Origin of the sequence: Phaeobacter sp. SYSU ZJ3003 (genome assembly GCF_041300735.1) — a bacterium.
Classification (GTDB): domain Bacteria; phylum Pseudomonadota; class Alphaproteobacteria; order Rhodobacterales; family Rhodobacteraceae; genus Phycobacter; species Phycobacter gallaeciensis_A.
The window spans coordinates 1-11,439 of sequence record NZ_PXNU01000044.1; the positions used below are offsets into that span (position 1 = coordinate 1).

Sequence of the window (11,439 nt, forward strand, 5' to 3'; positions counted from 1 at the left end):
CCTACGGCTCAGGGAAAGCAACGCCACCCTTCAAGCAAAGTTCAACATCAACAGGGACATCCCCAAAAGCTAGCCAAGGCTCTTTCTGCCGCGCTGTTGGAGCGAGGCATCTGTGAGGCACCGATGTGGATCGGCTGGCACCGGAGCGAGGAACAGGGTGGGCAAGCGGTTGGAGATCTGTTCGAACTAGACTGAAGATCACAAGGTATCGATCAGCCTTTTGCGGGCGGCAGTTTCATCACGATGCAGGTGGTTGAACCTGTCGCATAGAGCTTGCCATCCTCGACGCCGCGGATTTCGCCATGGGCCACGCCGGTCGACCGTCCCACGTGATCGGTGACGCCGATGCAATCCACTGTGACGCCCAGTGGAATTGAGCGCAGGATGTTGATCTTGTATTCCAGCGTTGTGTAGGCGGATCCCTTGGGCACGCGAGTCATCACCGCGCAGGCCATGGCGCTGTCCAAGAGCGTACCGTACCAGCCGCCATGAACGGTGCCCATGGGGTTGGTCATGGAAAACTCCGGCGTGCCGCGGAAGACGATGCGGCCGTCGCCAACCTCGTGCAGAGCATAGCCCAGCTGCGCGCCGATGGGCGGGCCGGGCAGTTTGCCATCCAGAATACCTTGCATGAATTCAAGGCCCGACAGCTGGGTGATTTCCGACATCGGCAGCAGGTCCGCAGGCGATTTTGCAATGAACATGAAAGAGATGCCCCATCCAATTGAAGTGCCCGGCGCCAAGGCCGGGCAATCAGAGTTCCATTTTGGAATGAGGCTAGGTGCGGCTTACGGCGCCAGCAAGTCTTACGCCACGTTCTCGAGCGAGACCTTGGGCGTGATGCCAAGGGCGAAACAGACATCGCGGGTAAGCTCGGGACGGTTCAGCGTGTAGAAATGCAGCTTTTCGACGCCGCCTTCGAGCAGCTCGGTGCAGAGCTCGCTGCACATCGCGGTGGCCAGCAGATCAGCGCGGTCATCGCGCAGCGCCTTTTCAAAGGCATCTTCGACCCAGGCGGGGATCTTGGTCCCGCAGCGGCGGGCAAAATTGCGGGCGCCTTTCCAGTTCTCGATCGGCAGGATACCCGGCGTCAGTTTCGAGCCGTCGATGCCCGCCTTTTCGCAGGCATCGCGGAAGCGGAAGAAGGTTTCGGGTTCAAAGAAGAACTGGGTCAGCGCTTCGTCCGCGCCTGCGTCCAGCTTGCGCTTCAGCCAGTCGACATCGGCCTGAGCGGTTGCAGCATCGGGGTGCTGGTCAGGGTAGGCGCCGACACGCACGGTGAACTTTCCGGTGTCCGCCAGGGCCTCGATCAGTTCAACCGAATTGGCGAACCCGTCGGGGTGCGGGGTGAACTTGCCTTCGCCCTTGGGCGGGTCGCCGCGCAGGGCAACGATTTCAGACACGCCTGCCTCGGCAAAGCGGTCCGCGATCTCCATCGTTTCGGCCTTGGTCGCCTGCACGCAGGTCAGGTGCGCGGCCACATTAAGGCCCGAGGATTTATGCAGCGTCGCCACCGCATCGCGGGTTAGATCGCGGGTGGTGCCACCGGCGCCATAGGTGACAGATACAAAGCGCGGGTCCAGCGGTGCCAGAACCTGAACCGTGTCCCAAAGGCGGAAAGAAGCCTCAAGCGACTGCGGCGGAAAGAACTCGAACGAGATGTCAGGGGTCTTCATTAGGGGATCTCCGACTGATTTGACCTCTTGTTGCACACGCAGCATTGTGAGACAAACTCATAATTCTCAAGAACAACATGAGCGACGCGATAGAATGCACATCGAATTCCGCCATCTGCGCACGATCAAGGCCATCCACGAAGCCGGCGGTCTGGCCCGCGCGGCCGAGCAGTTGAACATCACGCAAAGCGCGCTCAGCCATCAGATCAAGGGGCTGGAGGAACAAGCGGGGGTGGAGTTGTTCCTGCGCCGCTCCAAGCCGATGAAACTGTCGCCTGCCGGGCTGCGGCTATTGCGTTTGGCCGAACAGGTCCTGCCGCAGGTCGAGGCCGCACAGGCCGAGTTTTCCAACCTGCGCGAGGGTCACGCCGGGCGGATGCATATCGCCATCGAATGCCACGCCTGTTTCGAATGGCTGTTCCCCGTGCTTGAGGCCTTTCGCAAAAGCTGGTCGGACGTGGATGTGGATATCCGACCGGGCCTCGCCTTTGACGCACTTCCCGCGCTGCAAAAGGAAGAGGTGGATCTGGTGGTCTCCTCCGACCCGGACACGCTGCCGGGCGTCGAATTCATCGAGTTGTTTGATTACCGACCGGTCTTTGTCGCCTCATCGCAGAACCCGCTGGCGGCAAAACCCTATATCGAGGCTGAGGATTTCCGGGATCAGACGCTGATCACCTATCCGGTGGAGAAATCCCGTCTGGATGTGTTCAGCCAGCTCCTGACACCGGCGGGGGTCGAGCCTGCGTCTATCCGTCAGGTCGAGTTGACCGCCGTGATCCTCTTGCTGGTGGCGTCGAACCGGGGGGTGTCTGTTCTGCCAGATTGGGTGGTGCGCGAGGTCAAGTATTCCTCGGACTATGTGACCCGGCCGCTGACCGCAGAGGGGATTACCCGCAGGCTCTATGCTGCGGTGCGCAGCGAGGACCGCGAAAAGCCCTACATGCAAGAGCTGATCCGCCTGGCCAAGGTCGAGGCGCGCAAGCTGCAGCAGCAATAACGCGTTTGGCAGTGCCCCCGCCGGGCTGATCTCGGCGGGGGCGGTTTCTTGGACGTAAACAGGCGGTCAGATAAGTTTGACGATCTGCTTGCCAGTATTGCCGCCCTTCAGCAGCGAGCGGAACGCCTCGGGGGCGTTTTCCAGACCAGTGGCGATGTCCTCAAGGAAGCGGATCTCACCCGAGGCCACCTTGGGCGCGACTTCTTTCAGGAACTCCGGGTAGCGGTCGAAGTGATTCGAGATGATGAAGCCGTTCACCGACAGGAATTTCACCAGGATATTGCGCCAGATGTTCGGCCCGGTCAGCGCCACATCCGATGCGCCTGCGCCCAGACCGCCGGCGTTGTACCAGGCGATCATACCGCAGATCGGGATACGCCCATGCGGGTTCATCAGCGGTAGCACCGCCTCCAGCACCTTGCCGCCGACGTTCTCGAAATAGATGTCGATGCCCTTGGGGCAGGCCTCGGCCAGATCCTTGCGCAGGGATTTTGCATCCGCATAGGCACGGTGATCCAGGCAGGCGTCAAAGCCGAAGGTCTCGGTCGCCAGTTTGCATTTGTCGGCGCCGCCCGCGATGCCTACAACGCGCAGGCCTGCCAGTTTGGCCAGTTGTCCGACCATTGAACCAACGGGACCGGTTGCGGCGGCCACTACCAGGGTTTCGCCCGCTTCAGGTCGGCCATAGGCGGTCAAGCCATGCCATCCAGTAAAACCGGGCATGCCCAGCACGCCAAGCGCTGCGGTGATCGGACCCTGCGCCGAATCCAGCTTGCGCAGTTCCTTGGCTGGCAGGCAGCCGTGGCTGGCCCAACCCAGCATGCCAAAGGCGAAATCGCCCGGTTTGAAGTGCGGGCTGTTCGACGCGATGACCTCACCCACGGCGCCGGCCTCCATGGTGCCGCCGATAGGCACCGGCGCGGCATAGGATTTGGCATCGTCCATGCGGCCACGCATATAGGGATCCAGCGACATATAGTGCGATTTAACAAGCACTTCGCCCTCGCCGGGCTGCGGCAGGTCAACGGTTTCAAGGCGGAAATTGTCATCCGTTGGCTCGCCGTCCGGGCGGCTGGCCAGCACGATACGCTGCATCTGTTCGGTCATTTGGATCTCCCTATCCATTGTGTCACTGTCCGTCTCACCTGTGTCTCACTGGGGCGATGCGGCTTATCTGAACTGTGTAGTTCAGTTTTCCGGAATGCAACCATCCTCGAAAATAACCCGACGGCAAAGAAGGCGAAGACGCTGTCCCGGAATTGCAGGGTATTGGCTCTTGGCAAGAAGGGGCAGGGCGCGTATAGGCACGGTTTGACCGGCATCTCCCCGACCGACACAGGAGTCTGCAGATATGATTGGCAGCGCGAACCTTAATGTGATGATCAAGGCCGCCCGCAAGGCAGGCCGCTCCCTCGTGAAAGACTTTCGCGAGGTTGAGAACCTTCAGGTCTCGATGAAAGGCGCGGGTGACTTTGTGTCCCGGGCGGATATCGCCGCGGAAAAGATCCTCAAGGATGAGCTGATGGGCGCGCGTCCGACCTATGGCTGGCTGGCCGAAGAGGGCGGAGAGACCCCCGGCGAGGATCCCACCCGCCGCTGGATCGTGGATCCGCTGGATGGCACCACCAACTTCCTGCACGGCCTGCCGCATTGGGCGATTTCGATAGCGCTTGAGCACAAGGGCAAGATCGTGGCCGGGGTGATCTATGATGCCGCCAAGGACGAGATGTTCTTTGCCGAAAAGGGCGCCGGTGCCTGGATGAACGACACCCGCATCCGGGTGTCGGGCCGTCACCGGATGATCGAATCCATTTTTGCAACCGGTTTGCCGTTTGGTGGCCGCTCGGATCTGCCTGCGACTCTGCAGGATCTGGCGCGGCTGATGCCCGCCTGCGCCGGTGTGCGCCGCTGGGGCGCTGCGGCGCTGGACATGGCCTATGTGGCGGCTGGCCGCTACGAAGGGTTCTGGGAACGTCGCCTGAACGCCTGGGACATGGCGGCTGGCATCATCATCGTCAAAGAGGCAGGCGGGTTGATCGAGGCGCTGGACCCCGAGGAGAGCATTCTCGAATCCGGCGAAGTCGTTTGCGCGAACGAGCCGATGTTCGAAGCCTTCGCCAAGGTGATCCGGGGCTGATCCCAAGACAGGGGTGCCGGGGTTATCCCCAGGAACTCCACAAGAATTCCACATGAAGAAGCGCGTGCAATCCCAGCGGTTGCGCGCGCTTCTTCATTTATCCACCTGGGCAGGATTTGGTTATTTGCCCCAGGGACCCGGCCTTGAATGCGGATGGCGGCTCTTGCGGTGCAGGCGGGGAATGCGGCTGGGGCTATAGGTGTAATGGGTATCAGGATGATCGGGGCGACCATGGGTACGGTTCCAGAACACAGGGCCGCCGCGTTTCATCCACAGGGGCAGGCAGAGCGCCATGCCAACGACGAAACCGCCCGTATGCGCCCAATAGGCGACCCCGCCGGTGTTGGGATCAGCGCCAAGCCCGCCGATGAATTGCAGCGCCAGCCAGACCCCCAGCATGATGAAGGCAGGGATCGAAAAGACCCGGAAATAGATGATGAGCACCAGAAGGATATCCACCCGCGCCTTTGGAAACATCAGAAGGTAGCCCCCCATGACCCCGGCAATCGCACCAGATGCCCCGACCGTGGGCACGTTGGACATTGGGCCTGCCATCACGTGGATCAGTCCGGCGCCAAGCCCTGCCAATAGGTAGAAACCCAGAAACGGCAGGTGGCCCATCTCGTCTTCGAGGTTGTCGCCGAAAATCCAAAGGAACAGCATATTCCCGGCCAGATGCATGAAACCCGCGTGCAGGAACATCGAGGTGAACAAGCTACTGAGATGGCGACCGTAGGAGAGTTCAGCCGGAACGATGCCGTAGGTATAGTAGAAGCCTGCCATCAGCCGGGGGCTGGTGTAGGTGGTCACGGCATATAGAAACACCGCGATATTCACTGCCATCAGCAGGTAGACGACATAGGGCGTGCGCCCGGATGGATTGTGATCACGCAGCGGAAACATGCGGGAACGCTGGGCCGGTTTCGGCCCAGCGTCAAGCAGTTATCGGGCGGAGCTGTTGCCGGATCTTGAGCGTCAGGCGTTGCCGCCCAGCAGCGCGGCGTTGCCGCCGGCGGCCGTCGTATCGACGCAGACGTGGCGCTCGGCCAGGACCCGGGCACGGTCGGGCTGTCCGGGGATCAGCGGTACGATGGGGCCGTCCCGTTTGGCGAGGGTCTCTTCGATCTGGCGACCGGCGTCCTCATCGCCCCACCACAGAACACCCGCGATGTCCTGAAGGTTCACAAGCTGCTGCAGGTCGAGCATGCCGTTCGCCTGAATGGCGGTGCCGCCAAGCTGCATGACCGCCTTAGCCTGTGCGGCGGCAGCCTTGGCCCCCGGCCCCATGCACAGAAGCGGCGGGCGGGCGGTGACGGTCAGCCGGTTGGATTCGCCGGTCGGCCCGGGCAGAGAGGTGGTGACGGGCGCCGTCGCCGTCCCGAGTGCGCCGGGCAGCTGGCCTGCAGCGCCTGACCAGGTCTCTGCGCTGTTTTGACGATCCGGCGCGCAGAAGCGCGACAGGTAGAAGGGGCCACCCGCCTTGGGGCCGGTGCCGGACAGGCCTTCGCCGCCAAAGGGCTGGCTGCCGACAATGGCGCCGATCTGGTTGCGGTTGACGTAGATATTGCCCGCGTGGATCCGATCGCAAACGTGTTGCACCCTGTCGTCGATCCGGGTGTGCAGGCCAAAGGTCAGACCATAACCGGTGCCGTTGATCTCGGCGATCACCCGGTCCAGATCCCGCGATTTGAAACGCGCCACATGCAGCACCGGACCAAAGATTTCCTGCTCCAGGGCCGCGATGCCGGGCACTTCGATCAGGGTCGGTGCCACAAAGGTGCCGCCCTGCGGTGTCTGCATCTCTTTCAGCACCCGACCTTCGGCGCGCGCGGCGTCGATATGGGCCAGAATGCCCGCCCGTGCGGTTGCGTCGATGACCGGGCCGCTGTCGGTGGACAGATGCCAGGGGTCGCCAAGGGTCAGCGTGTCCATCGCGCCTTTCAGCATCTTCAGGAAATCATCCGCGATGTCTTCCTGCACATAGAGGCAGCGCAGCGCACTGCAGCGCTGGCCTGCGGATTGAAAGGCGCTTTCGAGGATCGATTGCACGGCCTGTTCCGGCAGCGCAGTGGAATCCACGATCATCGCGTTCAGCCCGCCGGTTTCCGCAATCAGCGGCGCGCCGGGTTTCAGGTTTGCCGCCATGGCGCGGCGGATACGCAGGGCTGTTGCGGTTGAGCCGGTAAAGGCCACGCCGCCAACGCGCGGGTCCGAGGTCAGGGCCGCACCAACGCGCGAGCCGGGGCCGGGCACCAGTTGCAGGGCGGACCGCGGAACGCCTGCCTCATGCAGCAGCTGCACGGCGCGATGGGCGATCAGCGGCGTCTGCTCGGCTGGTTTGGCCAGAACGGCGTTGCCAGCAGCCAGCGCTGCTGAAACCTGCCCCGAGAAGATCGCGAGCGGGAAATTCCAGGGCGAAATGCAGGTGAAGATCCCGGCTGGCGCAGCATCCGGAATGCGGGCGGCGTAGTAGCGCAGGAAGTCCACTGCTTCGCGCAGTTCGGCGACGGCATCGGGGATAGATTTACCCGCCTCCCGTGCCAGCAGCGCGAAGAGTTCGCCGTAGTTTGCCTCGTACAGATCCGCCGCCTTGTTGAGGGCCGCCGCCCGATCCGCAGCAGAGGCGTTCCAGGGCTGGGCGGATGAGAGCGCCGTTTCGATATCCGCCGCGCTCGATGGGGTGAGCTGTCCCACTGGCGTCAGATCCGAGGGGTTGGTCACATCCTCGGCGGCATCCGGTGTGGCTGTGCCTGCCAGCAAGGGACCTGCCTGCCATTGGTGATCGCGCCAAGGCGCGCGGGCGGCTTCGATGGCAGCCAGCGTCGGCGCGTGGCCCAGATCAAACCCCATGGAGTTGCTGCGTTCGGGCGCAAACATCTCGGGGCCGGTGGGGATGCTGCGGCTGACATCGGCAACTGCATCGAAGGGATCGGCGGCCACCACCTCGGGCGGGACGTTCTCATCGACGATCTGGTTCACAAAAGAGCTGTTGGCACCGTTTTCCAGCAGACGCCGCACCAGATAGGCCAGCAGATCACGGTGCGCCCCAACGGGCGCGTAGATCCGGCAGTTGGTGCCGTTCTGCTCCTTGACCATCTGGTGCAGGGTTTCGCCCATGCCATGCAGGCGCTGGAATTCGTAGACACTGCTGTCGCTGGCCATATGCAGGATGGCGCTGACCGTATGGGCGTTGTGGGTGGCAAATTGCGGATAGATGCGGTCGGTCATGCCCAGGAGTTTGCGGGCATTGGCGATATAGGACACATCGGTCAGCGATTTGTTGGTGTAGACCGGGAAGCCGTCGATGCCTTCGACCTGTGCGCGCTTGATCTCGGTGTCCCAATAGGCGCCTTTGACCAGCCGCACCATAAACCGGCGGTCGTATTTTTCGGCCATCTGGTAAAGCGCATCAATCGCCAGCCCGGTGCGCGGCCCATAGGCCTGCACCACGACGCCAAAACCGTCCCAGCCTGCCAGCGCCGGATCCGACACCACCGCTTCGATCACCTCCAGCGACAGCGACAGGCGGTCGGCCTCTTCGGCATCGACGTTTAGCCCCATACCTGCGGCCTTGGCCAGCAGCGCCAGCGCCTTCAGCCGCGGCACCAGTTGCTGCATCACCCGGGTTTCCTGCGCCAGTTCATAACGCGGGTGCAGCGCCGAGAGTTTCACGGAAATGCCGGGGTTCTTGCGGATGTCATCGCTGCCACAGGCCGCGGCAATGGCGGAAATCGCCTTTGAATAGGACAGGTGATAGCGGGAGGCGTCCGCTTCGGTACGCGCGGCCTCGCCCAGCATGTCGTAGGAATAGGTGTAGCCCTTGGCCTCCATTCCGGCGGCGCGCTTCATCGCGCCTTCGATGCTTTCGCCCAGAACGAACTGGCGGCCCATTTCCTTCATCGCGCGGCCCACGGCGGTGCGGATCACCGGCTCACCCAGACGTTTGACGGCGCCGCGCAATGCGCGCACGGGGCTTGGCTTGGCCTCATCCAGAACCTTGCCGGTCAGCATCAGGGCCCAGGTCGAGGCATTGACCAGCGAGGAGGAGGAGTGACCGAGGTGTTTGCCCCAGTCAGACGGCGCGATCTTGTCCTCGATCAGGGCATCGATGGTATCGGCATCCGGCACCCGCAGCAGCGCCTCGGCCAGACACATCAGGGCGATCCCTTCATCGGTCGACAGACCGTACTCCGCCAGGAACACCTCCATCAGCCCCGGGGCCGAATGGCCACGAATATCCCGCACCAGGGCGGCCGCATTGGCGCAGATCGCCGCACGTTCGGCTGCGGGCAAGGCGGCGGTGGCAACCAACTGGTCGCGCATGGCGTCCTGATCGACGTAGGTGCCTGCATCAATGCGATAACGCAGTTGATCCTGCTGTGTGTCGGGGCTCTGGGGGGCGGGGGCGTGTGTCATGCAGAAGGCTCCACTATGTTCCGCAAAAAGTCTGATGCCCAGAATACAGCAAATATTGCGGGACATTCGCCTGATTGTAGGAGATACTCAGGTCAATTGCCGCAAATTTGCGCTGTAGGAGGGTCAATTGAACTATAGCGATCTTGATGGATATGACCGCGCGATTCTGCATGTGCTGGGCGAGGATGGCCGGATTTCGGTTGCGGATCTGGCCCGCCGCATCGGCCTGTCCAAATCGCCAACCCAGACCCGGCTGAAACGGCTGGAGGCCGAAGGCATTATCACCGGTTACCGGGCCTTGCTGGATCCGATCCGGCTGGGGCTTGATCACGTCGCCTTTGTCGAGGTCAAGCTGGAAGACACCCGCGAGGCGGCGCTGGCGAAATTCAACGCTGCCGTGGCGCGGATCCCGGAGATCGAGCAGGTGCACTTGATGGCCTCCCATTTCGACTACCTTTTGAAGGTGCGGACCCATTCGATGTCGGCTTACCGCGCGGTGCTGGGAGAGAAGATTTCCTCGCTGCCGCATGTGGCCTCGACCTCGACCTATGTGGCGATGCAGGCGGTCAAGGAAGACGGCGCCCTCGCTCAACTTTAGGTGGCGTTCAGGGGGTGCTGTTGCGCGCGTGGGATGGACAGCCCCCGGAAATTCCCCCATCGTGCCTTCAACAGCGGGCAGGCCGGGGCGCCTCGCTCGGTAAGAAAATGAGGCAGCATTACATGAGCGAGTATCCCAAAATCTGGCTATTGCGCCACGGGCAAACCGAATGGAACGCCGAGCGCCGCGTTCAGGGGCAGTTGGAGTCCCGTCTCAGCCCGCTGGGGCTGGAACATGCGCAGCGTCAGGCAGAATTGATGCAGCCCATCCTGAGTGCGGAAAACCCGCCGTGCTATGTCTCGCCTCTGGGCCGGGCGCAGCAGACCGCAGAGATCGCTCTGGCAGGTCGCGAATTCACCACGGACGCCCGTCTGGCCGAAGTTCACGCCGGTGATTTTCAGGGCCACCGGCTGGTGGATCTGGAGCAGGACTACCCGGATATCTTTGCGCGGAACACCACGCCGCTGGATATGTTCTGCGCGGCGCCCGGCGGTGAGGGGTACGAGCGCTTCCAAGCGCGGACACTGGATTTCCTGCAAACGCTCAGTGCGCCTTCGGTCGTGGTGGCGCATGGTCTTCTGGGGCAGGTGATGCGCGGAATCATATGCGGATTGGACAGATCGGAGCAGGCAAAATTGTCGAATGGACAGGGCTGCGTCTATGTTCTGGAGCAGGGCCGTGAAACGGTTTTACGCTGAGCGAATTTTTGTGACAAAAAACGCGAGGAAGCTCTTGCGCTGCCACGGGGATTTCTCTAAATCCCGCTTCATCGGGTGATTAGCTCAGTTGGTAGAGCGCTTCGTTTACACCGAAGATGTCGGGAGTTCGAGTCTCTCATCACCCACCATTCCCCCTTCGTTTGTATGCCAAAATCATATCTGCGCGGCAGAAAAGTTTTCAGGCCAGTTCTCGCATGGCGATGCGTCTGCGCATAGCGTCGCAATCTCGGAAATCTGCTGCGGAGATCTGGATAGGGTGAATTCTGACCGGCGGCTGGTCAACCATTGGCCATAGCGACCCAGTGACACAATTGCGGCCTTGCGCGATGTCTTTTCCCTAGTCGTCGCGATTGGCTGGGGCGTCAGGCCTGACGCCCCCTAGGTGGATTGTTGTGTTTTTTGCCGCTAGGCGATCAACCCCGTCCGCGATAGGGCGGCACGCCTTGGTCCGGGATCCACACGCTCTCAGGCAGTGGGCCGGTTTGCCAGAAGACATCAATCGGAATGCCGCCACGCGGATACCAGTAGCCGCCGATGCGCAGCCATCTGGGATCAAGAAAATCCGCCAGCCGACGTGCGATGGAGATTGTGCAGTCCTCGTGAAAGGCACCGTGATTGCGGAAGGAGGTCAGAAACAGCTTCAGCGATTTTGATTCCACCAGCCAGTCGCCGGGCACATAGTCGATCACCAGATGGGCAAAATCCGGCTGTCCGGTCATCGGGCAGAGCGAAGTGAATTCCGGCGCGGTGAAACGCACGTTGTAGTCCACATCTGCCTGCGGGTTGGGCACCCGCTCCAGTTCCGCCTCTTCGGGGCTAGTGGGAATACGGGTTTCGCCACCCAGCTGTTTGAGATTGCTGTAGATATCGTTTGTCATGAAAAGCTCCAATCG

At 62.0% G+C, this 11,439-nt stretch carries 11 protein-coding genes and 1 tRNA gene; 6 read left to right on the top strand and 6 right to left on the bottom strand.

Going from position 1 to position 11,439, the window contains the following annotated elements:
- The coding region (locus tag C6W91_RS15735; protein ID WP_370571105.1) for a hypothetical protein at positions 1-195 on the top strand (195 nt) is incomplete at its 5' end.
- 17 nt (positions 196-212) lie between these two features.
- Here the strand turns inward: C6W91_RS15735 and C6W91_RS15740 are convergent.
- Complete coding sequence (locus C6W91_RS15740; protein WP_274838515.1) at positions 213-704, bottom strand: PaaI family thioesterase; 492 nt, start codon at positions 702-704, stop codon at positions 213-215.
- 102 nt (positions 705-806) lie between these two features.
- A complete protein-coding gene (metF, locus tag C6W91_RS15745; RefSeq protein ID WP_065270680.1) occupies positions 807-1,676 on the bottom strand; it encodes a methylenetetrahydrofolate reductase [NAD(P)H] in 870 nt (289 codons plus the stop codon).
- 94 nt (positions 1,677-1,770) lie between these two features.
- On the opposite strand from metF, the gene C6W91_RS15750 reads away from it, so the two are divergent.
- Positions 1,771-2,676, top strand: a complete 906-nt coding sequence (locus C6W91_RS15750) for a LysR family transcriptional regulator (RefSeq protein ID WP_274828422.1) — start codon at positions 1,771-1,773, stop codon at positions 2,674-2,676.
- A gap of 66 nt (positions 2,677-2,742) precedes the next feature.
- On the opposite strand, the gene C6W91_RS15755 is transcribed toward C6W91_RS15750, so the two are convergent.
- Positions 2,743-3,783, bottom strand: a complete 1,041-nt coding sequence (locus C6W91_RS15755) for an NADP-dependent oxidoreductase (RefSeq protein WP_274838516.1) — start codon at positions 3,781-3,783, stop codon at positions 2,743-2,745.
- 244 nt (positions 3,784-4,027) lie between these two features.
- Here C6W91_RS15755 and C6W91_RS15760 point away from each other — a divergent pair, with 244 nt between their 5' ends.
- Positions 4,028-4,813, top strand: coding sequence for an inositol monophosphatase family protein (locus C6W91_RS15760; RefSeq protein ID WP_065270677.1), 786 nt, complete (start codon positions 4,028-4,030; stop codon positions 4,811-4,813).
- A 120-nt stretch (positions 4,814-4,933) separates the two neighbouring features.
- On the opposite strand, the gene C6W91_RS15765 is transcribed toward C6W91_RS15760, so the two are convergent.
- Together C6W91_RS15765 and putA are read right to left on the bottom strand one after the other, a co-directional pair.
- Positions 4,934-5,716, bottom strand: a complete 783-nt coding sequence (locus tag C6W91_RS15765) for a rhomboid family intramembrane serine protease (protein ID WP_274838517.1) — start codon at positions 5,714-5,716, stop codon at positions 4,934-4,936.
- A 72-nt stretch (positions 5,717-5,788) separates the two neighbouring features.
- Positions 5,789-9,229 (bottom strand): bifunctional proline dehydrogenase/L-glutamate gamma-semialdehyde dehydrogenase PutA, encoded by a 3,441-nt coding sequence (gene putA / locus C6W91_RS15770; protein ID WP_274838518.1) that lies wholly within the window; start codon positions 9,227-9,229, stop codon positions 5,789-5,791.
- Between the two features lie 127 nt (positions 9,230-9,356).
- Here putA and C6W91_RS15775 point away from each other — a divergent pair, with 127 nt between their 5' ends.
- The 3 genes from C6W91_RS15775 to C6W91_RS15785 all read left to right on the top strand — a co-directional run bounded on the left by C6W91_RS15775 (position 9,357) and on the right by C6W91_RS15785 (position 10,674).
- A complete protein-coding gene (locus C6W91_RS15775) occupies positions 9,357-9,827 on the top strand; it encodes an Lrp/AsnC family transcriptional regulator (protein ID WP_274828426.1) in 471 nt (156 codons plus the stop codon).
- A 122-nt stretch (positions 9,828-9,949) separates the two neighbouring features.
- A complete protein-coding gene (locus C6W91_RS15780; RefSeq protein WP_274835669.1) occupies positions 9,950-10,525 on the top strand; it encodes a histidine phosphatase family protein in 576 nt (191 codons plus the stop codon).
- 73 nt (positions 10,526-10,598) lie between these two features.
- Positions 10,599-10,674, top strand: a tRNA-Val gene (locus C6W91_RS15785).
- Between the two features lie 285 nt (positions 10,675-10,959).
- On the opposite strand, the gene queF is transcribed toward C6W91_RS15785, so the two are convergent.
- Positions 10,960-11,424, bottom strand: a complete 465-nt coding sequence (queF, locus tag C6W91_RS15790; protein ID WP_274835668.1) for a preQ(1) synthase — start codon at positions 11,422-11,424, stop codon at positions 10,960-10,962.
- Positions 11,425-11,439 lie beyond the last annotated feature (15 nt).

What these genes read in the sequence shown, in the direction of transcription:
- putA (WP_274838518.1), bottom strand. Translation starts at nt 9,229, where the DNA reads ATGACACACGCCCCCGCCCCCCAGAGCCCCGACACACAGCAGGATCAA.
- C6W91_RS15760 (WP_065270677.1), top strand. Translation starts at nt 4,028, where the DNA reads ATGATTGGCAGCGCGAACCTTAATGTGATGATCAAGGCCGCCCGCAAG.
- queF (WP_274835668.1), bottom strand. Translation starts at nt 11,424, where the DNA reads ATGACAAACGATATCTACAGCAATCTCAAACAGCTGGGTGGCGAAACC.
- C6W91_RS15750 (WP_274828422.1), top strand. Translation starts at nt 1,771, where the DNA reads ATGCACATCGAATTCCGCCATCTGCGCACGATCAAGGCCATCCACGAA.
- C6W91_RS15755 (WP_274838516.1), bottom strand. Translation starts at nt 3,783, where the DNA reads ATGACCGAACAGATGCAGCGTATCGTGCTGGCCAGCCGCCCGGACGGC.
- C6W91_RS15765 (WP_274838517.1), bottom strand. Translation starts at nt 5,716, where the DNA reads ATGTTTCCGCTGCGTGATCACAATCCATCCGGGCGCACGCCCTATGTC.
- metF (WP_065270680.1), bottom strand. Translation starts at nt 1,676, where the DNA reads ATGAAGACCCCTGACATCTCGTTCGAGTTCTTTCCGCCGCAGTCGCTT.
- C6W91_RS15780 (WP_274835669.1), top strand. Translation starts at nt 9,950, where the DNA reads ATGAGCGAGTATCCCAAAATCTGGCTATTGCGCCACGGGCAAACCGAA.
- C6W91_RS15740 (WP_274838515.1), bottom strand. Translation starts at nt 704, where the DNA reads ATGTTCATTGCAAAATCGCCTGCGGACCTGCTGCCGATGTCGGAAATC.